This window comes from Vibrio sp. VP6, from assembly GCF_028823755.1.
Taxonomy (GTDB): domain Bacteria; phylum Pseudomonadota; class Gammaproteobacteria; order Enterobacterales; family Vibrionaceae; genus Vibrio; species Vibrio parahaemolyticus.
The window spans coordinates 102,825-124,326 of the sequence record NZ_JAPEID010000003.1 but is presented as its reverse complement, the minus strand read 5'-3'; the positions used below and the strand labels follow the sequence as shown (position 1 = coordinate 124,326).

The 21,502-nt window shown below is 43.7% G+C and carries 17 protein-coding genes; 10 read left to right on the top strand and 7 right to left on the bottom strand.

From position 1 onward, the window contains the following. Nucleotides 1-129 precede the first annotated feature (129 nt). Complete coding sequence (locus OU793_RS03030; RefSeq protein WP_005495576.1) at nucleotides 130-1,395, bottom strand: DUF945 family protein; 1,266 nt, start codon at nucleotides 1,393-1,395, stop codon at nucleotides 130-132. A 186-nt stretch (nucleotides 1,396-1,581) separates the two neighbouring features. Here OU793_RS03030 and OU793_RS03025 point away from each other — a divergent pair, with 186 nt between their 5' ends. From OU793_RS03025 to OU793_RS03015, 3 genes are all read left to right on the top strand, one after another. Next, nucleotides 1,582-3,522 carry an ATP-binding protein gene (locus OU793_RS03025; RefSeq protein ID WP_025508532.1) on the top strand — a complete coding sequence of 647 codons (1,941 nt, stop codon included), beginning with the start codon at nucleotides 1,582-1,584 and terminating at the stop codon, nucleotides 3,520-3,522. Further along, nucleotides 3,519-4,016, top strand: a complete 498-nt coding sequence (locus OU793_RS03020; protein ID WP_005483573.1) for a response regulator — start codon at nucleotides 3,519-3,521, stop codon at nucleotides 4,014-4,016. The genes OU793_RS03025 and OU793_RS03020 overlap by 4 nt, the downstream gene beginning before the upstream one ends. A 197-nt stretch (nucleotides 4,017-4,213) precedes the next feature. Then, nucleotides 4,214-4,759, top strand: a complete 546-nt coding sequence (locus OU793_RS03015; protein WP_005459590.1) for a hypothetical protein — start codon at nucleotides 4,214-4,216, stop codon at nucleotides 4,757-4,759. Nucleotides 4,760-4,932: 173 nt separating this feature from the next. On the opposite strand, the gene OU793_RS03010 is transcribed toward OU793_RS03015, so the two are convergent. After that, nucleotides 4,933-5,520: a TfoX/Sxy family DNA transformation protein gene (locus tag OU793_RS03010; protein WP_005459593.1), complete on the bottom strand. Its 588-nt coding sequence runs from the start codon at nucleotides 5,518-5,520 to the stop codon at nucleotides 4,933-4,935. Between the two features lie 370 nt (nucleotides 5,521-5,890). Between OU793_RS03010 and OU793_RS03005 the strand changes: the two genes are divergently transcribed. From OU793_RS03005 to OU793_RS02985, 5 genes are all read left to right on the top strand, one after another. Continuing rightward, nucleotides 5,891-6,811, top strand: coding sequence for an HDOD domain-containing protein (locus OU793_RS03005; RefSeq protein WP_017448658.1), 921 nt, complete (start codon nucleotides 5,891-5,893; stop codon nucleotides 6,809-6,811). Nucleotides 6,812-6,918: 107 nt separating this feature from the next. After that, nucleotides 6,919-7,824 (top strand): lysine exporter LysO family protein, encoded by a 906-nt coding sequence (locus OU793_RS03000; RefSeq protein WP_005483516.1) that lies wholly within the window; start codon nucleotides 6,919-6,921, stop codon nucleotides 7,822-7,824. Nucleotides 7,825-8,031: 207 nt separating this feature from the next. Further along, nucleotides 8,032-8,544: a hypothetical protein gene (locus OU793_RS02995; RefSeq protein ID WP_005483562.1), complete on the top strand. Its 513-nt coding sequence runs from the start codon at nucleotides 8,032-8,034 to the stop codon at nucleotides 8,542-8,544. 160 nt (nucleotides 8,545-8,704) lie between these two features. Then, nucleotides 8,705-10,351 (top strand): pyridoxal-dependent aspartate 1-decarboxylase PanP, encoded by a 1,647-nt coding sequence (gene panP, locus OU793_RS02990; RefSeq protein ID WP_159404141.1) that lies wholly within the window; start codon nucleotides 8,705-8,707, stop codon nucleotides 10,349-10,351. A 312-nt stretch (nucleotides 10,352-10,663) separates the two neighbouring features. Continuing rightward, nucleotides 10,664-11,518, top strand: a complete 855-nt coding sequence (locus OU793_RS02985) for a MurR/RpiR family transcriptional regulator (protein ID WP_005483567.1) — start codon at nucleotides 10,664-10,666, stop codon at nucleotides 11,516-11,518. Between the two features lie 65 nt (nucleotides 11,519-11,583). Here the strand turns inward: OU793_RS02985 and OU793_RS02980 are convergent, their stop codons facing one another. Beyond that, complete coding sequence (locus OU793_RS02980; protein WP_025589494.1) at nucleotides 11,584-12,822, bottom strand: iron-containing alcohol dehydrogenase; 1,239 nt, start codon at nucleotides 12,820-12,822, stop codon at nucleotides 11,584-11,586. A 357-nt stretch (nucleotides 12,823-13,179) separates the two neighbouring features. Here OU793_RS02980 and OU793_RS02975 point away from each other — a divergent pair, with 357 nt between their 5' ends. Together OU793_RS02975 and OU793_RS02970 are read left to right on the top strand one after the other, a co-directional pair. Continuing rightward, a complete protein-coding gene (locus tag OU793_RS02975) occupies nucleotides 13,180-13,446 on the top strand; it encodes a GrxA family glutaredoxin (RefSeq protein ID WP_005459605.1) in 267 nt (88 codons plus the stop codon). A 177-nt stretch (nucleotides 13,447-13,623) separates the two neighbouring features. Beyond that, the gene (locus tag OU793_RS02970) at nucleotides 13,624-15,306 is read left to right on the top strand and encodes an aspartate:alanine antiporter (protein ID WP_005483552.1); all 1,683 of its coding nucleotides are present in this window, start codon (nucleotides 13,624-13,626) and stop codon (nucleotides 15,304-15,306) included. Nucleotides 15,307-15,390: 84 nt separating this feature from the next. Here the strand turns inward: OU793_RS02970 and fabV are convergent, their stop codons facing one another. From fabV to nhaA, 4 genes are all read right to left on the bottom strand, one after another. Further along, nucleotides 15,391-16,593, bottom strand: a complete 1,203-nt coding sequence (gene fabV, locus OU793_RS02965) for an enoyl-ACP reductase FabV (protein ID WP_140103785.1) — start codon at nucleotides 16,591-16,593, stop codon at nucleotides 15,391-15,393. A 176-nt stretch (nucleotides 16,594-16,769) separates the two neighbouring features. Further along, the gene (locus OU793_RS02960) at nucleotides 16,770-19,052 is read right to left on the bottom strand and encodes an acyl-CoA dehydrogenase (protein ID WP_140103786.1); all 2,283 of its coding nucleotides are present in this window, start codon (nucleotides 19,050-19,052) and stop codon (nucleotides 16,770-16,772) included. Between the two features lie 82 nt (nucleotides 19,053-19,134). Beyond that, entirely contained in the window at nucleotides 19,135-19,761 is a 627-nt protein-coding gene (locus OU793_RS02955; RefSeq protein ID WP_005462382.1) for a TetR/AcrR family transcriptional regulator, read from the bottom strand. Between the two features lie 426 nt (nucleotides 19,762-20,187). Further along, nucleotides 20,188-21,339: a Na+/H+ antiporter NhaA gene (gene nhaA / locus OU793_RS02950; RefSeq protein WP_005462393.1), complete on the bottom strand. Its 1,152-nt coding sequence runs from the start codon at nucleotides 21,337-21,339 to the stop codon at nucleotides 20,188-20,190. Nucleotides 21,340-21,502: the final 163 nt, after the last annotated feature.

Here is a 21,502-nt window from a genome sequence, read left to right as displayed (position 1 = left end):
TGCTCCTGCTATGTAAATATTACGAAATTAATATCACGTTTTTATGGTGATAAAAACAAGAAAAGAGGTCTTAAGACCTCTTTTAAACTGAAAACGTCAAATTAACGGAAAGCTCGAATCGTAATCGGCTTATTTCTGCATCAACGCGGGCATTAACAGACCAATCAATGGAAATTCATGACCATTTTCAAACTTAAGCTTGCCTTCACCGATTTGAGCTTTAAGTTCATAACCACCATCGACTTTTTCAATCAACTCCATGATCAAAAGCTCATCAATGCCTTCTTGGATAAATGGATAGTGTTCAACAAGTTCATCTGAGAAGTAAGTACTCAATTCGCCGTTTGTTGCGGTCATCAACTTCATTGGGTCTTGCGTGATATGGTCTGTACCTTGAGGGACAGATAATTGCCACTCGTTGCGGAATTTACCTTCACCAAACGCCAAAGAAAGCTCATTAACTGAAAGCTTAAAGCCCTTACTAAATAGCGTGTCGATGTGAGGCATTAATTCGGACACCTGTTGTTCATCAAGTACTGGTGAGCTTTGATAGATCGACATAATTTGATCGAACGAATTACTATCGACATCTGCAATAGCAAAATTCAACTTAAAGTTATCAACATCAGTGCCATCCGTTAGGCGCATTTTTTGAGCATTAATGTTCAATTGGCTGTTTAACTTCTCACCGGTTTCGTCATTCGACGTGTTGCCGCTGTAGCTCGCCTTTTCAATCAAAAATACCTGTTTAAGCGATGAATCAACCACATCTAACTTTTCTAGAGAAAAGGTTTGTTCACCAAGCCAATAACCTTTCGCTTGCTTACCCTTACCTTGTCCACTCAGATCATTCAGGTGTAACTCGTCACCATTTTCAAAATCGACTTGAACTGAAGGAATCGATACTTGGTACTTCAAATCACCAAGCACGGTAACATCGCCAGTCACTTGTGCAGGACTTGTCGAAACCGATACGCCTTGCGCTTCATTGCGATAGTTCCAGCTGTCTAAATCCAACGTAAACACAGTGTTACCATTAAGCTGTGTTTTGCTATGCATGGTAAGCGGCAGAAAATCATTATCCACCAGCTTAGAGTCTGCTGTCAGGCTAGTTAAGCCATGGCTTACATCACTCGTGACTTCGAACATAATCGGCAAACCATCGCGTTCAAACTGTGTTTTCAGTTCAGGATCAACCACTGAGTATCGAGTTAATACAACGGAAGAAAGGTAGCCGCGTTGGTATTCAACAACTTCGCCTTTGATCATCTTATCGTTCATATTGGCGATACCGTCTTCAATAATCGACTGACCAATTTGACCAACCGCAAGCGGCCAACACAACGCCAATGAGATTGCACCACCGATGGCGCCTAGTTTTTTTAAGTTTTGCATAACATCACTTTTCAGGTATTTGCGCTCAGTCTACCCGAAACTATTAACGGATAAAACATTGAGATAAATCAGACTATTGATGCTAATTCTAGTCCATTAGTCAGGAATCATACGCAGCTCGCACTCATTACGCCGTTTTATTGATAAAGTTTGCTTGGCCAAGTTTTAACCGGAGCTCAACCACCTGTGAATCGTTACGCTGTATTGTGTCTCGACAATAATCCAATCAGTGCAGAGCAGTTTCGATTGGAACTGTCGGCTTTCTCTAGCAAGTTTGATATTTTTTCTGTCGAGTCGATAGAAGAAGCGCAAAGCGCGTTGGAATATCTTGAAGAAAGAGAACAAACTGTCGCGTTAGTGATCGCCAGCCATCACGCGCACTTTAATGGTGTGGATTTTCTCATTGGGCTGGACAAAACACCGCACACAGAGCGCGCTCGTAAAATTCTCATCAGTTGCTCTTCAGATATTGACGCGATACTCACGGCCGTCAACGAAGGTCGTTTGGATCATTGTTTGACCAAGCCTCTGCCAGATAACGTCCTTTTTAATACCGCTCAAAAAGAGCTGACGCAGTTTATCTTACGTAATTGCAAAGAAGACTTGCTCAGTTATAGCCAAATCTTGGACCAGCACAAATTGCTACGTGCTCATATCGAAAATCAGATGAGCAATTACCAAGCCGGTTTCTTACACGACTATCACTCGATGTCTGATAATGAACTGGCAGAACAAGTAATCTCTGCCTTGCAACAATTTTTCAAAGAAAATGACGAAACAAAAGCTTGTCGAACCTACTCTCCTGAGCATTTGCTGACGGTTGAAGGAGAACCTAACAGCTTTTTATGGTTCATAACCAGCGGAGAAGTGGCGCTTTACAAAAGAGACGAACAAGGTATGCAGCGAGAAGTGGTTCGCCATACCAAAGGGAACATTGTCGGCGGCATGTCATTTGTGACTGGGGAATGCTCCTTTTCTACTGCACTTACGCTTACCGAAACAGAAGTAATTAAACTTGATAGAAATGTGTTCCGTAAAGTAATGCAGAGTGACTCAAACCTTCTCCCCCTATTTACGAACTTACTTCTTCGTCATTTCAATCGCCGATTACAGAGAAGCATCAACACAAAATTACAATTGCAGAAAACACTCGAGTCACTTGAATCTGCTCATCAACAACTGATTGAAAGAGAAAAAATGGCCATGCTCGGCCAGTTGGTTGCGGGCGTGGCCCATGAGCTGAACAACCCAATAGCTGCGATTTTGCGTGGTGTAGAAAACCTCACTCATACCCTCGAAGGGCTATTAACTCAACTTCCGACAGCAGAAGTACAAATCAAAGGCGTTCAGCTTCTAACCAGAGCTCAAACCGCCAAGCCAGCCTCGACTTCCGAACTGCGCTCACGCGTCAAAGAGCTCAACAGCACGTTACCTGATCGTGCCATTGCCAAAAAAGTCGTCAATTTAGGCCTAGAGAGCGATTCCGAACTCGTTTCCCAGCTCGCCAAGAAGAAAGACAATGCCTCCTCTACGCTAGAGACGTTAGAACAATACCATCAAGCAGGTGCTTCTCTCCGTTCTATCAATGTTTGTGCCGCTCGCATCGCTGACATGGTGAAAAGCCTAAAAGGCTACGCGAGATCTGATGATGAACGCATGCACTACGCCGATATCCATGAAGGCATCGAAGACACTTTAGTGATTTTCGAAAACAAGCTAAAGGTACATCAAGTTTCAACAGATTACGCCCCACTTCCGCGTATGCTTTGCCAACCTATTGCATTGCAACAAGTGTGGACCAACCTAATTTCTAATGCGATTGACGCCTTTCCGGACAAAGGGTCGTTAAAAATACAAACGAGAGAAGTTGAAAAAAACCAACAGCGTTATGCCGTGATTTCATTTGAAGATAATGGATGCGGTATTCCGGATTCGCAGAAAAAAGCAATTTTTGAACTCAACTTTACAACCAAAAAAGAAGGCAACTTTGGCTTAGGTATTGGACTGTCTATTTGCCAACAAATCGTTGCAGCACACAAAGGCTGGATTGATGTTCAATCGGAACTCAATGCCTTTACTTGTATGACCGTCTGGTTACCAGTCATTGAAGAAGGAGATGAAACATGACTAAGTATCTGATTTTATGTGTCGATGACGAACGAGAAGTCTTGGATAGTGTCCTTCAAGATTTAGCACCATTCGAAGAACATTTCATCGTTGAGGGTGCAGAGTCCGTTACGGAAGCAAAGCAAGTGATTGAAGAGATGGCGGAAGAAGAAGTTCAGCTTGCGCTGATTTTGTGCGACCACATCATGCCAGAACAAACGGGCATCAGCTTTCTTATAGAACTGAGTCAAAATGGTGACACCAAAGCAGCAAGAAAAGTACTCCTAACCGGGCAAGCGGGTCTTGAAGACACCGTTGAAGCGGTAAACCATGCTAGCTTAGATTATTACATTGCCAAGCCTTGGAAAGGTGAGGAGCTAAGACAAGCCATTACATCCCAGTTAACAGCCTTTGTTATTGAAAATGATGACAATTTGTTGTCTTGGACGACGATTCTCGATTCAGAAGCAATCTTGAATGCAATGGCAGATCGCAGAGCCAGCTTCGGAGAGTAATAGTTGAGAATAGCTCTCTAGCTACTAGTGGCGCGCTTTTTGCTTTTGTTACGTCACCATTAAGTCAATTGACAAAACCTCGACACATTTTTGTTGGTCGTAGACCTTCGTTTTTATTATGATGTCGGACAAATCAGATTACGGTTCAAGCATTTGCCTGAATCCATGGAAATAAAGAACAAGGTTTATCGTTAGTTATGCGTAAAACACTATTAGCCGCTGCCCTATTAATGGCATCAAGCCATGCCCTAGCCGCAGACCGCAACGCGCCTGCAACTATGAGCAACTTTAGCTACGATTATTTCGAAGCTCGTATCGGCGCAAGCCCTGTGACATTTGGTGCTGGCTTCAGCAAATCCATTCACCCGAATGCGCACGTTATTGCTCGTATCGACTCTGAGTTTGATAGCGACTTTGATTCTGCTGCAGGTTTTGGCTTTCACTCACCGCTAAACAACTGGGCAGACCTTACAGGTGAAATGCTGATGCGTGTGGTTCAGCCAACAAGCTCAAGCAGTACAGATGTTGGTATGGAGCTAAACCTAGGCGTTCGCCAATGGCTTGGTCCTCAACTTGAAGTGGGTGGTAAAGTTGGTTACGTTTCAATCGACAACGATGACGATTGGACAGGTTCTGCTTACGCGCGCTTCCATTCAACAGAGCTTTTCTCTCTTGGTGCTGAAGCTCGCATCAACGATTTCTACGGTGATCAAATCATGTTCACTACACGCTTCAAGTTCTAATTGGCGTGAAAAAAGCAAAACCGAGGCAATTGCCTCGGTTTTTTTATTCATAAAATGACTAACTCAAATGAAGTGGTCAAAAACATCAACATCCCTTTTCTGCTTTTAACACTTACTTTTCTGACTCGCTAACTCCATTAGAAACGAGTCAATCATTGTGTGGTTCAGTTGCCTTATTCACACAGTGCCAGTAACTGTTTTTTGCGCGGCTCTTGGATTAGTTTCCAGTGCACACCATCAATGGCACCAGCAAACTTCCACAGCAGTTTAACGTCAACATCATTGCCGTAAGCAACTCTTACTTTGTTGAACACTTCAACTGGACCAAGTTCCAAAAAGGTTTCAACATCATCAATACCCGCCTTTTTAACCATGCGCTCTAATGTAAGCTGCATGTTCGGTAGATCTCTCAAACGTTTACTTGCAGAAGACTTTTGGTATTTTCGCTCCTTAATTGAGCAATCAATAGATTTGCGTAACAAATCGTCAAGACCAGTAAATCCGGACTCAAATAAATCGGTTACGTCATAATAGTTTACAGTAGCCGTCGTCTGTTTTTTGACGTGCTTGTATTTTTCACAATTAAGCAGAGTAAATTCTTCGTCTAAACCATTACCGCCGCGCAAATAACAGCAATCATTGCTGACAAGCGCAAACATGGCGTCATCGCTAAACAAGCCGATACCACCAAACATAGAACGTTTCTGATACTCATTAAAATTGCGTACATATTTAAAAAAAGCTTGGTCTGTCATGTCCATTGACCTCTTTAATCTGAATAAATTACCCCGATTAGCGATGTCACCAGATAAACAGCAGCTTGTAGCGAATTTAAAATGTCGATTTGTTGGCGATATTTTTGTGAGTTGTGCTCACCAACTTGCTTAATCATACTTAACGTTGAAAAATAAGTTAGGACATAGGTCACATATAAAAAAGTATAAATTCATCATACGTGATTAGTTTCACACTTATTGGGTATTTAGCGATATTTTTTTGACGCATGGCGTGCCAAAAACCACGCATCGTTATGATCCGTATACCATTTATAGAGAACTTAGTACGCATTTCATTGATAATGTTCTTCGGGTAAGGGTACACTGTACGAAAGTTCTCTAACACCACGTCACAATGGAACATCTATCATTTTTTTGGCTACCAAATAACAAAGATAAGCTTATACAAGCGCTTGAATCTGAATTCGCCCAATTGGTCGAACAATCCATATCTACGGGTAAAATTTCGTTACCACCCATCCCCGATGTAGTCATCAAAATTCAAAAACTTTGTATAGAAGAAAACACCACGGTTTCTGATGTCGCAAATTGCCTTCTAGAAGATCCAGGGTTAGCTGCTATTGTGATTCGCGTAGCCAACTCGGTGATTTTTAACCGAAGAAACATTACTTGTAGTGATTTAACTACCGCCGTCTCTCGTTTAGGCATCTTCCGCGTTCGAGACATCGTGACCGCACAAGCTATCGAGCAATTGAAACACGCGGTCAATCTGAGTAAAGAGTGCAATGACATACTGGTAAAAAGTGCGGCCGTCTCTCGAGAGCTTGGCGCCACGATGGTGCTGGTCGTACAAGAATTCCACAAACACGAGCCTTCTGTTTACACACATCTGGAGCTGGAAAAGGCACTTCTAGTTGGCTTATTGGCCGATATTGGCTTGTTCTGCCTCATTAACGAATATCACCTGTATCTGGATAGTGGCAATTACCTTGACCCTGATATCGCGTTGCAAATCTTCCAAACTCGCTGCTCTGCAACCAGTAAGTTGGTGCTAGAACGCTGGGGGTTCGACAACGATTTTCGAGAAGTCTCTTCAAACGAAAAGTTTGTTACCGCTCGTCCAGAAGTCAGTTATTTGGACATTGCTCGAATTGCAAACCACTTATTGATGTTCCGCAATCAAGACGAACGTATTGATGAACATGAAGTGGAATTCAATTTAACAGGTGCAGAGGTCTTGTATGACCTAAGCAATATGAGTGATACTGACTTTCGAAACGAAATCAACGCAGTACTCAGTGCTAGCGGCTTGTAATTAAGTTAACTAACGTCATCCACGATAAACATTAAACTCAAGGTCGAGTGTTGTTTTGTCAGTGGCTTTTGTCTCCGGCTTGTCTCACTAAGGAATTATCAAGTTTTATGTTCTCAGGGATGCTATTCATTTTTGCCCCTCTTGTTGTGGGGTACTTAATTCCTATTTCTCGCGCAGCTTTACTAGAGAAAATTAACCAATCAACTTCATACCTTATTTACGTCATTCTTTCGTTGATGGGTTTAAGTTTAGCTGCCTTAGACAACTTGAGTAGCAACTTGCAGAGTATACTGCTGTACGCTGGTACTTTTTTCGTCTGCTTGAGTGTATGTAACTTACTCGCTCTGCCAATAATCGATAAGATTATCCCGTTACAGACCAATCACAACCAAAACAAGCTTCCACTTTCTTCTATGGCATTAGAATCAGTAAAACTGATTGTTGTCGTTGGTGGAGGTTTAATTGCTGGTCTCATTTTGCCGATAGGTCTGGAGTGGGTAGATACCGCGAGCGAATGGATCCTCTTCCTTCTGCTCTTTTTCATCGGCATTCAACTCAGAAACAGCGGTTTAACTCTGAGGCAGATCTTGCTCAACAAACAAGGCATGGCGATTGCTGCCATTGTTATCGCCACTTGTATGCTCGGCGGCGTTATCGCTTCTGTGATTTTAGACTTACCACTTTATCAAGCATTAGCGATGTCTTCCGGATTTGGCTGGTACTCATTAGCTGGCATTTTGATGGGCGACGCATTTGGTCCTGTGTTTGGTGGGGCATCTTTCCTTATCGAACTCATGCGTGAGTTGATAGCGCTGGTCGCGATCCCACTCTTTATCCGTAGCTACCCTTGTACGGCTATCGGTTACGCGGGCGCAACTGCGATGGACTTTACTTTGCCTGTGATTCAAACCACAGGTGGTGTCCGCTGCGTCCCTGTCGCTATTGTTAGTGGTTTTATCTTGAGTTTACTTGTGCCCGTTATGATGCTTTTCTTTGTATCACTTGCTAGCTAGATCTCAGGTTTTATCTTTAACATCCATTACAATACGGCAAAAATTTAAATACCCAATTAACGTTAAAGTGGTCAGTACACTGACAACTTATTAATTTGAATTTTGTTATTTAGCCCAACGATTTATACAACAAATCCAATTGATAAGAGCAACATCATTCGATGCGCTTTAACGTTAATGAAGGGATAACAACCAGAAGGAAGAAGAATGAAACGCTTTGTCGTTGCAGCGCTCCTCGCTACAAGCTCAACTTTTACGTTTGCCGCAGATCAACAGTGTCTTGCTAACAAGTACGATGGCTATGTCGATGCTTCACTACAATGGTATCAAGATCTTGTTGATTTAACGGTCTCCCAATATCCTGACTTAAAAGAAGTCAGCCAGTGGTTCTTAGATGGTCGCAAACACCACTTTGAACTTAATCGTGAGGCTGTTCATTACTTTCTTAAAAATGATCCAAGCCGCGTAGCAACAGAACAACCTATCGAAGCTTGGTTAAAATTAGAGCAACACGATGTCAAACAGCTTGCAAGTCGCAGTGATGATTTAGGCGAAGCCGCTAAGAAAACATTTAGCGATCGTCAATCAACCAATCATCCGAAAAACTACGAACTTCGCTCAGCGTTTGCTGATCTGTTAAGTCACCCTCAACAAATTGACACGGCACTCAACAAGTACAACCAATCGATTGAGAAGCTTGAAAAACAAAAGTGTGACTAGTCGCTAACTGACTCTAAAACCTCCGGTTTAGAGCGATTAGATATGACCACGCTTTCATTTCAGTAACATCGGTTTCAATAATTAAAACGGGACTTTGCGCCCGTTTTAGTTTAGATTGTGCCGCTCGCATTACCAAAATAACTACAAATGATTCTTTGCCATGGTTAAGGAACAAAAAACCGCTGACGTTAGCTTTGAGAGCTTGCTAAAGATCTTCACCGTACCTGAAGGTCCTGATTCTACGTTGACAAAAATTGACGAAAGTCTCTCCCGAAACTTAAACCAATTTCTTCGTGAACACATCGTGGCAGAAGAAAAGCCTTTACGTGAAATCGAGAAAGACTTTTCTTCTGCTCAGATTCCTGAGCAACCTGAATTCGTGTCAGATCACACCGAGCACCTGCTAGACACGTTAGTGTCGCACTCGGTTCACACTTCAGCCCCAAGTTTTATCGGTCACATGACCTCGGCGCTACCCTACTTCTTGATGCCTTTATCCAAGATCATGATCGCGCTAAACCAAAACTTGGTTAAGATCGAAACATCAAAAGCATTCACACCTCTTGAACGTCAAGTTTTAGGGATGTTACACCGCTTAATTTACGGTCAAAACGACAAGTTTTATCGTAAATGGATGCACAGCGCGAACCATTCACTTGGTGCGTTTTGCTCTGGTGGCACAATCGCGAACATTACGGCGCTTTGGGTTGCACGCAATAAAGCGTTGAAAGCAGATGGTGATTTCAAAGGGGTAGAAAAAGAAGGTCTATTCAAAGCCATGAAGCACTATGGCTACGAAGGCCTTGCAGTTCTGGTTTCTGAACGTGGTCACTATTCACTGAAAAAAGCAGCAGACGTACTTGGCTTAGGTCAAGAGGGTTTAGTCGCGGTGAAAACCGATGCAAACAACCGTATTGTTGTTGACGACCTAAAAGCAAAAATTGCCGAGCTTAAAGAACAAAACATCAAACCAATTGCGGTTATCGGTGTAGCTGGCACGACAGAAACGGGGAACGTCGATCCTCTGTCGCAGATCGCTCAAGTGTGCCAAAAGCACAATTGTCACTTCCATGTGGATGCCGCTTGGGGTGGTGCAACGTTGATGTCTAATCATTACCGTCATCTTCTCGAAGGCGTTGAACTGGCTGACTCAGTAACTATCGATGCGCACAAACAACTGTACATCCCTATGGGTGCAGGCATGGTGTTGTTCAAAGACCCCGACGCGATGAAGTCCATTGAACACCATGCGCAATACATCTTACGTAAAGGTTCAAAAGATTTAGGTAGTCATACACTAGAAGGCTCTCGCTCAGGCATGGCCATGTTAGTGTATGCGGCGATGCACATTATTAGTCGCCCAGGCTACGAACTATTGATCGACCAAAGTATCGAGAAAGCGCACTACTTTGCTGACCTCATCAAACAGCAAGATGACTTCGAACTCGTTTCTGAACCGGAGCTTTGCCTACTGACCTACCGCTATCTACCGCCATTGATTCGTGAAGCGCTAGATAAAGCGGAAGGTACTCAAAAGGAGAAACTAAACGAGCTCATCAATCAGCTCACGCAGTTTATCCAGAAGCGTCAACGTGAAACGGGCAAATCGTTTGTTTCTCGTACAAGACTGAACCCTGACCAATGGCAAAGAATGAACACCATCGTATTCCGAGTGGTACTAGCCAACCCATTGACGACCAGAGATATCTTGAGCTCAGTACTGGACGAACAACGCGAAATCGCCAAACAAGCACCAAGTTTGACAGCAAAAATCGAAGAAATGGCCTCAGATATTTTAGGCGCGTAAGCCTAAGAATGAGTTACATCAACTTGAAAATTTCTTTCTTTTTGATGTAACTCAAACATCATTCTCGTGCGACTGGCGCAACAAAACTACGATTCCACATTCAATTCTGTAGTTTTTACAACATTTTGTTTGAGGCCTGTCAAATTCTCACTAAATAGTAACCGTATTTGGTTTAGCCAGATTGAAGATCAGGTTTATACTGAAACTATGGCGCTGGTAGTTTTCGTTAACGCCCCTCTCTAACTTAGAAACCGATGTGTTTCCACCCGTTAACAGAGCCAGCGAGTTGTTCTCTATACCCTCGTGAACACTATGAATACATTAGAAAAAATTCAAAAAAATCTGGAGAATTTCAGTAAGTCAGAGCGCAAAGTTGCAGAAGTAATTATGGCGTCTCCACAAACTGCGATTCATTCTAGCATTGCAACGTTAGCAAAAATGGCTGACGTGAGTGAGCCCACTGTAAACCGCTTCTGTCGTCGCCTGGATACCAAAGGTTTCCCGGATTTTAAACTTCACTTGGCTCAGAGCCTTGCTAACGGTACGCCATATGTAAACCGTAATGTGGAAGAAGATGACGGCCCAGATGCATACACGCATAAGATTTTCGAATCGACAATGGCGTGTTTGGATGTTGCAAAAAATAGCCTAGACCCGATGCAAGTAAACCGTGCGGTTGACTTGCTGACTCAAGCAAAACGTATTTCTTTCTTTGGTCTTGGTGCGTCTTCATCTGTTGCTCGCGATGCTCAAAACAAGTTCATCCGTTTTAATATCCCAATTACTTGTTTTGAAGATATTGTCATGCAACGCATGAGCTGTATTAACTGCAGCGACAACGACGTGATTGTTCTCATTTCTCATACTGGTCGTACGAAAAGCCAAGTTGAAATTGCGAATCTGGCTCGTGAGAACGGTGCAACTGTCATCGCTATCACTGCGAAAGATTCTCCATTAGAGAAAGCAAGTTCACTGGCTATCACTTTAGATATTCCTGAAGATACGGATGTATACATGCCAATGGCAAGCCGTGTCGTTCAAATGACTGTTATCGACGTATTAGCCACAGGCTTTACACTTCGCCGTGGTACAGGTTTCCGCGAAAACCTAAAACGCGTGAAAGATGCCTTAAAAGACAGTCGTTATGACAAGCTAAGTCAGTACTAAGCATTGATTAAGGGGAGCCAATTGGCTCCCCTTTTTATTTCTTCTCGCAACGACTTTACTTGTATTTACTCATTTACACTTGATAAATCGCTTCTCGATTCCAATACCTCTACTGAACTCATGTGCGGCGTGCTTTCTGCAGCGCAATCTCCACTGCAATCGCACACCTGTTTTAGTATGAACACCAAACGCTCCTGATTAAGAGGTAAAGGGTTACCTTTAATCGCAACAGACTTAAGCGCATCGTTTGCTACCTGTTCAAACGAAGTTTGGCAAACACCAAACTTACCAAGCAATGGCAACTCTAGCTTATCTAACACCATCTTGACCCAAAGCACGCCGTCATGTTCATTCGCATTCGCTCTATCCGTGACAAGTTGAGCCAGTTTTCGATAACGATTGATCACATCATTCCTGCCCGCTTGCTTTGCTGCATTGATGTTTTCTTGCATCACATGAGGTGCTAAACGTGCAGTTATCACACTGTGCGGAGCATCAAGTTTCCCTCCAAGTGCAGAGGCTAACCCATGAGCAGCGCCCAACTTAGCGTTAGTGATCGCCATCCCTCCAAGCAAAGCCGCAAAAGATAAATCCGAACGAGCCTTATGATTATCCTGCTTGCAGCCTGCAATCACGGATCGACTCAATCGACGAAGCCCTTCTTCGCATACCATATCAGTGAGAGGATTCGGCTCGCCGCACACATAAGCTTCCATCAGATGCGTAAACGCATCCATAGCGCCTCGTCCAGATGTGTATTGATCTGTCCCATAAGTCAATGTTGGGTCGACAATCGCAACGTCAGCCAACATGTCCGGACTTCTTAAACTTACTTTTACTTTGTCCTGCCCTGACTTCAGAACGGCATTTCTAGTCACTTCTGAGCCGGTACTCGCAGTCGTGGGAATCGCGATGAAGTGAATCGGTTTCGCTTTGAGAGGAACGTTTCTTCCAACTACTTCCACATAATCGTAGACATTACCCTGATTAGGAATGATTGCGGCCAATGCCTTGCCCATGTCGATGACGCTACCACCGCCGATCGCGATGACCATATCAGGTTGAAATTTTCGCCCGAGCACCGCCGTCTCTTCCACCATCGTAATGTTGGGCTCCCCATTGATGGCGACGTGCTGATAACGCATATTTTGAGCTTTGAGATAATTGATGATGGGCGTGGCGCGCTGAGTATCTTTTCCCGTCACGAGCAAGACGCTATACCCAAATTGATTGATAACTGATAGTGAAGATTGGAGCGCTCCTTCACCGAAAATAATCCGTGTTGCAGTCATAAACTGAAACATACACTTCCTCCCCAAAACGACAACTTTTAATAGATTGCTATGGTTTGCGTTAAAAAAAGTTGACCCAATCCACCTTGCCATCAATAACCCTTCAGAAAGTATGTTTTTATGCGTCACTTCACATAGTTACCATGTCATTTTTAAGGTTTATTTTTGTCCGAGTAAGCTGTTATTTACGTCTTTTGGTTTAAAGCTCGTTTAGTTTTTATCCGATAGATTTCGCCTATAGATACAAGAGGTAATTGCTGCTTTATTTCCGTATCTGGATAAGGCATAGTTACTTCAACAAAAGAGAGCGCACCAAGCCTCTATGTTTGTACGCTTTCAAAAAAGAATAGATTTAGGAGAAATAAGAATATGTTCGTTGTTATTTTTGGTCGTCCTGCATGTCCTTACTGTGTTCGCGCTAAAGAACACGCAGAAACACTAAAAGCTAAACGTGATGACTTTAACTACCGTTACGTTGATATCCAAGCTGAAGGCATTTCTAAAGCAGACCTTGAGAAGACAGTTGGCAAGCCAGTTGAAACTGTTCCTCAAATCTTCATCGACCAAGAACACATCGGTGGTTGTGACGATTTCGAAGCTTACGCGAAAGAGCACCTAGGTCTATTCGACGAGTAATAAGCATTAGATTTTTTAAAAGCCGCATCATGCGGCTTTTTTATTATTTTTCAGCTTGTTACTTCCCTAAGTCAACTAATAGCAAAACCTAAAAAAATTCACTTATCTTTTTGCTATATTTAGTTACAATTCGCAGTTCTAAACCTTTTTTTGGCACACACTTTACCGAGCCACACAGTGAACATAGACGTCGTACAACTTCTCGATCAAAACCCCATTCTTCTAATCTTCGTCGTATTAGCCATTGGCCTTGCCATCGGAAAAATTCGCTTTGGAAACCTACAGTTAGGCAACTCTATAGGTGTTCTAATTACCTCGCTGATCATGGGTCATTTAGGCTTTTCCTTTAACGCTGAAGCGCTAACCATCGGCTTTATGCTCTTTATCTATTGCGTTGGCATAGAAGCTGGACCTAACTTTTTTGGCATCTTCTTTAGGGATGGTAAACACTACTTCATCCTCAGTATGACCGTGCTTGTCGCTGCAGTGAGCTTAACTTACGGTTTAAGCCACTACTTTGGCCTCGATTTCGGTCTTTCTGCCGGTATGATGGCAGGAGCATTGACGGCGACACCTGTTCTAGTTGGTGCTCAAGATGCTTTGAACTCAGGTCTTGCAACAATACCGCGCAATATGGATTTTTCTTTGGTATTAGAAAATCTATCCGTAGGTTACGCGATGGCTTATCTGATTGGTTTGATCAGCATGATCATGTTCGCTAAGTTGCTACCAAAGTTACAAAAGCAGAACCTTTCAGACTCTGCTCAACAAATCGCTCAAGAGCGTGGCCTTGGTAACTCAAGCCAGCGCAAAGTTTATCTACCTATTATTCGCGCATATCGAGTTGGCCCGGAGCTTATCGATTGGACAGACGGCAAAAACTTACGAGAACTTGGTATTTACCGCCAAACGGGTTGTTACATTGAACGTATTCGCCGTAATGGTATTCTCGCCCACCCTGATGGTGATGCGATTTTGCAAGAAGGCGACGAAATAGCACTGGTAGGCTTCCCTGACAGCCACGCTCGTTTGGACCCAAGCTTCCGCAACGGTAAAGAAGTGTTCGACCGTAACCTTCTCGATCTGCGTATTGTGGAAGAAGAGATTGTCGTTAAGAGCGACGCGATTGCCGGCAAACGTCTATCTGATTTGAACCTGTCTGAGTTCGGTTGTTTCCTTAACCGCGTAGTTCGTGCGCAAATCGAAATGCCAATGGATTTAGACATTGTTCTTGCCAAAGGTGATGTACTTCAGGTGAGTGGTGAGAAGAGTCGTGTACATGGCCTTGCTGAGAAAATCGGTTTTATCTCGATTCACAGCCAAATGGCCGACTTATTGGCGTTCTGTAGCTTCTTTATTCTTGGCATTATGTTTGGCCTAGTGACCATGACATTTGGCCAAGTGTCGTTTAGCTTAGGTAACGCGGTAGGCCTTTTGCTGTCAGGTATTACACTAGGCTTCCTTAGAGCCAACCACCCTACTTTCGGCTACGTACCACAAGGCGCGTTAAACATGGTCAAAGATCTTGGTTTAATGTTCTTTATGGTCGGTATCGGTTTGAGTGCTGGTGGCAAGATGTTCGAGCATTTGACTCAAGTTGGCCCACAGGTGATTGGTCTTGCGTTTATTGTCAGTGTCGTGCCTGTTGTGATTGCTTACCTTGTTGGTGCATACATTTTGAAGATGAACCGCGCATTGCTATTCGGGGCAATCATTGGCGCACGTACTTGTGCACCAGCGATGGATGTCGTAAACGAATACGCGAAGTCGACTATTCCTGCTCTTGGTTATGCGGGTACTTATGCGATAGCCAACATCCTAATGACGCTAGCTGGTACGATTTTGATAATTCTGAGTTAACAGGTTTGAGTTTGATGAAACGGCTCAATCATCAAGTACAAAAAAGGCGCTCAATGAGCGCCTTTTGCATATCTATCCAATCAATTAGATTTGAATGAAGTCTGTCTCTACTGCTGGATCTACGTCAGCGTCGTAGTCAACACCTTCGACACCAAAACCGAATAGCTTCAAGAACTCTTCTTTGTACTCAACGTAGTCAGTTAGCTCTTTTAGGTTTTCAGTTGTAATTTGTGGCCATAGCTCACGACAGTGTTGTTGGATATCTTCACGCAGTTCCCAGTCATCCAGACGTAGACGATTCATATCATCCACTTCTGCTGCGCTGCCATCTTCTTTGTAAAGACGTTGGCTGAACATGCGGTAGATTTGCTCCATACAACCTTCGTGTACACCTTCTTCACGCATCTTCTTGAATACCATTGCGATGTAAAGAGGCATAACCGGAATTGCAGAGCTTGCTTGAGTAACAACTGACTTAAGTACAGCAACATTTGCGCTGCCGCCAGTTGCACCCAGTTTCTCGTTTAGTGCTTTTGCCGCACGGTCTAGGTCCATTTTAGCTTTACCTAGCGCGCCATCCCAGTAGATTGGCCACGTTAGTTCAGTACCGATGTAGCTGTAAGCGACTGTCTTACAACCTTCCGCTAATACACCAGCGTCAGAAAGTGCATTGATCCAAAGTTCCCAGTCTTCACCACCCATTACGGTTACTGTGTCTTTGATTTCTTCTTCTGTCGCAGGCTCAACGCTTGCTTCAATGATTACGTCTTTGTTGGTATCAACCGCTGTCGATGTGTAAGTCTCACCGATAGGTTTAAGAGCTGAACGAATAAGCTCACCTGTTTCTGGCATTTTACGCACTGGTGAAGCCAGTGAGTAAACCACCATATCAACCTGACCTAGGTCTTCTTTGATCAGATCAATGGTTTTCTGTTTCGCTTCATTTGAGAAAGCATCGCCGTTTAGGCTTTTCGCGTATAGGCCTTCTTCACGAGCAAGCTTTTCAAAAGCTGCCGCATTGTAGAAGCCTGCCGTACCAGGTTTCTTCTCTGTGCCTTCTTTTTCGAAGAACACACCGATAGTTGATGCGCCGCCACCAAATGCCGCAGCGATACGAGAAGATAGACCGTAGCCACTTGAAGCACCAACGACAAGAACGCGTTTAGGCGCGTTTTTGATTGGGCCTTGCGCTTTTGTGTAAGCAATTTGTTCTTTTACGTTAGCTTCACAACCAACTGGGTGCGTTGTAGTACAGATAAATCCACGAATTCTAGGTTTGATGATCATATTCAACTTCCTTTAAAAAACCTTGTTAGGATAAAAGTTTCGTTCGAAGTTCGCATCTAATTTCTGTAAAAATGCTTCGAAAATGCAAGTGGTTGGAGCACTATCTCTCCTTGTAATGAATAAAAGACACAAAAAAGCACCTCTAGGAGGTGCTTTTCATTACCGAGGTTCACTCATTAGGCTGCTGGATTCAAGTGTGATTTTTTCGGGCTATCAGTACGAACTTCAGAGAAATCATGACTGAAGTGGTCTACTTGAATAGCTTTGTAACGAAGTTGGTCAGCTGCAGTGATCTTTTCAACCTCTTGCTCTGTCAACACACCAGCGTCAAGTGCTTGCTGTAAGCGATCTTGCAGAAGACCTTTACGAGCCACTTTGCCATCTTTCGCTGCTTTCATTAGCTTACGCTCCAATGGTTTGACGTCGTACATGGCTAGGAAGGCATTTTCCATCAAACCTACGCTATCATTTTCGGATTTGCCGATGTAACACAAGTGGGTTAAACGGTCACGCTGCACGCCTGGGGTCATCATGGCTTCAGCAATGCTGACACTTAACTCATCACTTGGTTTGTCGAAGTGATTCCCTAGTGGAAATAGCAAGCCTTTCAACACGCCACCAACATATTTCACTGGGAAGTTTGCGTACGCTTCATTCAGCGATTTAGCCGCGTTGTGCAAACAGTATTGGACAGCGTAATGCACGAAGTTTAAATCGCCTTGCTGACGCCCTTCATCTTCGTATTTTTTCAGCGTCGCGGATGCCATGTACAGGTAGCTCAAACCATCACCCAAACGTGCAGAAATCATCTCTTTACGCTTCAAGTCACCACCTAACGTCAACATGGCAAAATCGGCGCTTACTGCTAACGCTCGGCTCAGGCGGGTGATGTCTTTATAATAGCGCTGAGTTGGACCACTCATATTCGCTTTCACAAAGCGCGAGCCTGTTAGTGCTGCACCTAGCGCACCAAACGTATTCCCCATCGCATGACCAATATGTTTGAACAATAGAGAATCGAACTCTTTCGCACCCTGCTCTGAGTCTGGATTCGCCGCCGCTTCCATCTCTTTAAGCACATATGGATGACAACGTGTCGCACCTTGACCAAAGATCATCAAGTTACGCGTTAGGATATTTGCACCTTCAACTGTAATCGCAACAGGAATACCCAAGTAGTGTTTTGCAAGATAGTTCATTGGACCATCTTGAATCGCACGACCTGCGTGAATATCGAACGAGTCGTTCAAAATCGTACGTGCAATTTCAGTCATGTGGTATTTGGCAATAGCCGTAACAATGCCAGGTTTCTCTTTCATATCGAGAGAGGTAGTCGTCAACGTACGCGTTGCTTCCAAAAGGTAAGTCAGACCGCCAATACGGCCCATCGCTTCTGCTACCCCTTCGAACTTACCGATAGACATACCAAACTGCTTACGTACGTATGCATAAGCGCCAGTGGTTCTGGTTGTCAGATGGCCGATTGCAGTACCAAGTGCTGGCAGTGAAATACCGCGGCCAGCAGACAAACACTCAACCAACATACGCCAGCCTTTGCCCGCGTAATCTGAGCCACCGATGAGCCAATCCATTGGAATGAAAACATCTTCACCACGAGTCGGACCATTCATGAAAGCAGAACCAAGTGGATCGTGACGCTCACCAATTTCAACGCCGTCATGGTCAGCAGGAATGAGCGCACAAGTAATGCCTACGTCTTTCTTATCGCCGAGTAAACCGTCTGGATCCTGCATCTTGAAAGCAAGACCAAGAACAGTCGCAACAGGTGCAAGTGTGATGTAACGCTTATTCCAGCTAACTCGAACACCAAGCACCTCTTCGCCGTCGTGCATGCCGTAACACACCACACCTTGGTCAGGAATGCCGCCCGCATCTGAACCTGCTTCCGGTCCAGTCAAAGCAAAACAAGGAATGTCCGTACCATCAGCAAGACGTGGTAACCAGTAATCTTTTTGCTCCTGAGTACCGTAGTGAGAAAGAAGCTCACCTGGACCCAACGAGTTAGGAACCATTACCGATACCGCAACACTAATACTGCGCGTTGCAATACGAGACACAATCGTTGAGTTTGCCAATGCAGAAAACTCACGGCCACCGTACTCTTTCGAGATAATCAGTGAGAAGAAACGTTCTTTGCGCAAGTATTCCCACACCTCCGGTGGCAAATCACGATCTTCTTTCACGATTTTTTGATCGTCTAGCATGTCTAAGAGCGTTTCAAGTTCATTATCCATAAACGCTTGCTCTTCAGCAGTTAACGTCGGCGCTGGGTAATGGTGTAGCGTCGTAAAGTTTGGCTTGCCAGAAAACAACTCGGCATCCCACCATACACTACCGGCTTCCATCGCTTCTTTTTCTGTACTCGACAGCGGAGGAAGAACTTTCTTAAACACTTTAAATGCTGGGTCACTAATCCATTTTCTTCGTAGAGAGCTCATAGTTCAGATCCTTTTGTTCACGTCACCGCTTGCGGCTAATCCTTATTATTGGTTTCACTTTTTACTTGTCGTTATCGAGCGACTATTTCGCCGACATACCAGCGGACAAGTAAGGAATCAGTAAATCGACGACAGATTTCACATCGATTTCTTTTTCAAATTTGCTTTCTGCCAGCTCGGTCAAAGCTTGACTTGAGGCCATCGTAAATACGCACGTTCCCAACGTGAAATGTAATCGCCAAAACAACAACTCTTCCGTCAACTCTGGGTTTGCTTTCATGATAGAGAAAGTAAACAAATTCAATACTTCTGAGTATCGAGTGCTGATAAACCAACGCAAATGCCCTTGTACATCGGTGTAACCTCGACCAATCAACAACATAAATAGTGCTGTACCATTTGGTCTAACATCATTAAGTGTACGCAGCGGTAAACGTAATGATTCAAACACTTCGTCCATGTTGTAGCTTTCGCGGGTATTCAACTCAATGAGAGACGCCTTTATGCTTGGCATCAGTGCTTCAAGGTACCGGTCTAATACCGCGCGCACTAACGTCTTTTTGTCACCAAAGTGATAATTCACCGATGCAAGATTCACATTTGCTTTGCCTGTAATGGTTCTTAGCGACGTATCATTGAAACCATATTCAGCAAAAAGTCCTTCTGCGACATCGAGTATTTTTTCTTTTGTTGTGCTTCTCGGGGCCATTTTAATCACTCGTATTAAACAACTGTTTGAAAATATACTCCTGAAACTTTAGATTAACAAATGATTAACATCACATTTCCAGACATTGGTCGGACCACGAAGTAGATAAGCCACTTAAAAGAATGAATTTGAAACGAATAAATTTAGTGAAAAATTTTTTGAAAAAAAATGGAACTGTTCTGAAATAGCTCGGTCTGAATAGATGTAACAACTAGGGCATTTAAAGTTTCACTGGCCGTCAAACTTGTTTCAATCTAATTGTTACGTTGCTGCTTTTTTCTTATTAACTCCTATGTTTGTATCCGCCCAGTCAACTTTTCGGCTGGGCTTTTTTTCGCCTGTCGATCAGGCTTAATCTAACGCTCTTCAAAAACAAAAAGCCTCCCAAGTGGGAGGCTTTGAGTTAAAAATCAGTTAAATACGAAGTTAGTCTTGTGCTTTCTTTGGTAATGAGAAATGCAGTAGAGCGTAACCAAGTACCGCTGCAGTAGTTGAGCCCATCAAAATACCTAATCGAGCGTATGTATCAAACTCAGGGCTTACGTTACCGAACGCCAGTGAAGAGATAAAGATCGACATCGTAAAACCGATACCACACAACACTGATACCGCGAAGATATGCTTGAAGTTTATACCCTCTGGTAGCTTCGCAACGCCCAGCTTCACAGCTGCCCAGCTAAAGCTAAAGATGCCTAGAGGTTTACCAATCAACAGACCTAGTGCAATACCTAGAGGCAGCATTGAAGTTAGGCCAGACATCGATACGCCTTCTAGCGAGATACCTGCGTTCGCAAATGCAAACAGAGGAAGAATACCAAATGCAACATAAGGGTGAAGAGCATGCTCCATGTGTTTCAGTGGAGAGTGTTCGCCCTGCTTTCCTTTCAGCGGAATCGCGAAACCGATCACTACACCTGCCAATGTTGCATGAACACCAGACTTAAGTACAGCAAACCACAGAATCGCACCTACAATCATGTACGGTGTTAGCTTGGTGACTTCTTTCGCGTTCAGCATGAACAGTACACCTGTCATGACGAAGCCGACAAGCAATGCCATTGAAGAAAGATCACCGGTGTAGAACAGAGCAATGATGACAACAACACCTAAGTCGTCAATGATCGCAAGAGCCAATAAAAATACTTTTAGACTCACTGGTACGCGCTTACCAAGTAATGCCATGATACCCAGAGCAAATGCAATGTCTGTCGCCGCAGGAATTGCCCAACCAGAGATCGCTTCAGGGTCATTTGCATTAAAAGCAACGTAAATAAGTGCCGGAGCCAACATACCACCGACCGCAGCAATTGCAGGGAAGATGGCAGTTTCTTTCGATTTTAACGCGCCTTCAAGCAGCTCGCGCTTTACTTCAAGGCCAATAAGTAGGAAGAACACAGCCATCAGACCGTCGTTGATCCAGTGAGAAACAGACATACCAAATACATAAGTATGCAGTAGAGATTGATAAGTTTCGCCCAGTGGTGAGTTTGCAATGGTCATCGCAATTGCCGCTGCAATCACGAGAAGAATACCACCTGCGGATTCCATTTTGAAAAAGTCACGGATGACATCGTTCATGGTTTCGTCCTTATATTTATTATCTTAATAAACGATTAACAAAGAATGATAAGAGTGTATAGCTGCAGAAAATTTTAGAATAATCGCTTGTTCAGAGTATAAACTTCGATTTTTCCGAGGTTATCTTCATTACTCATCGTATTTTTCAACAAACTATTGAGAC

Bases quoted from the DNA above. Each gene is read 5' to 3' on its own strand.
- OU793_RS03010 (WP_005459593.1), bottom strand. From the start codon at position 5,520: ATGGACATGACAGACCAAGCTTTTTTTAAATATGTACGCAATTTTAAT.
- nhaA (WP_005462393.1), bottom strand. From the start codon at position 21,339: ATGAACGATGTCATCCGTGACTTTTTCAAAATGGAATCCGCAGGTGGT.
- OU793_RS02960 (WP_140103786.1), bottom strand. From the start codon at position 19,052: ATGAGCTCTCTACGAAGAAAATGGATTAGTGACCCAGCATTTAAAGTG.
- OU793_RS02975 (WP_005459605.1), top strand. From the start codon at position 13,180: ATGTTCGTTGTTATTTTTGGTCGTCCTGCATGTCCTTACTGTGTTCGC.
- fabV (WP_140103785.1), bottom strand. From the start codon at position 16,593: ATGATCATCAAACCTAGAATTCGTGGATTTATCTGTACTACAACGCAC.
- OU793_RS03020 (WP_005483573.1), top strand. From the start codon at position 3,519: ATGACTAAGTATCTGATTTTATGTGTCGATGACGAACGAGAAGTCTTG.
- OU793_RS02980 (WP_025589494.1), bottom strand. From the start codon at position 12,822: ATGTTTCAGTTTATGACTGCAACACGGATTATTTTCGGTGAAGGAGCG.
- OU793_RS03015 (WP_005459590.1), top strand. From the start codon at position 4,214: ATGCGTAAAACACTATTAGCCGCTGCCCTATTAATGGCATCAAGCCAT.
- OU793_RS03000 (WP_005483516.1), top strand. From the start codon at position 6,919: ATGTTCTCAGGGATGCTATTCATTTTTGCCCCTCTTGTTGTGGGGTAC.
- OU793_RS02955 (WP_005462382.1), bottom strand. From the start codon at position 19,761: ATGGCCCCGAGAAGCACAACAAAAGAAAAAATACTCGATGTCGCAGAA.
- OU793_RS02995 (WP_005483562.1), top strand. From the start codon at position 8,032: ATGAAACGCTTTGTCGTTGCAGCGCTCCTCGCTACAAGCTCAACTTTT.
- OU793_RS03030 (WP_005495576.1), bottom strand. From the start codon at position 1,395: ATGCAAAACTTAAAAAAACTAGGCGCCATCGGTGGTGCAATCTCATTG.
- panP (WP_159404141.1), top strand. From the start codon at position 8,705: ATGGTTAAGGAACAAAAAACCGCTGACGTTAGCTTTGAGAGCTTGCTA.
- OU793_RS02985 (WP_005483567.1), top strand. From the start codon at position 10,664: ATGAATACATTAGAAAAAATTCAAAAAAATCTGGAGAATTTCAGTAAG.
- OU793_RS03005 (WP_017448658.1), top strand. From the start codon at position 5,891: ATGGAACATCTATCATTTTTTTGGCTACCAAATAACAAAGATAAGCTT.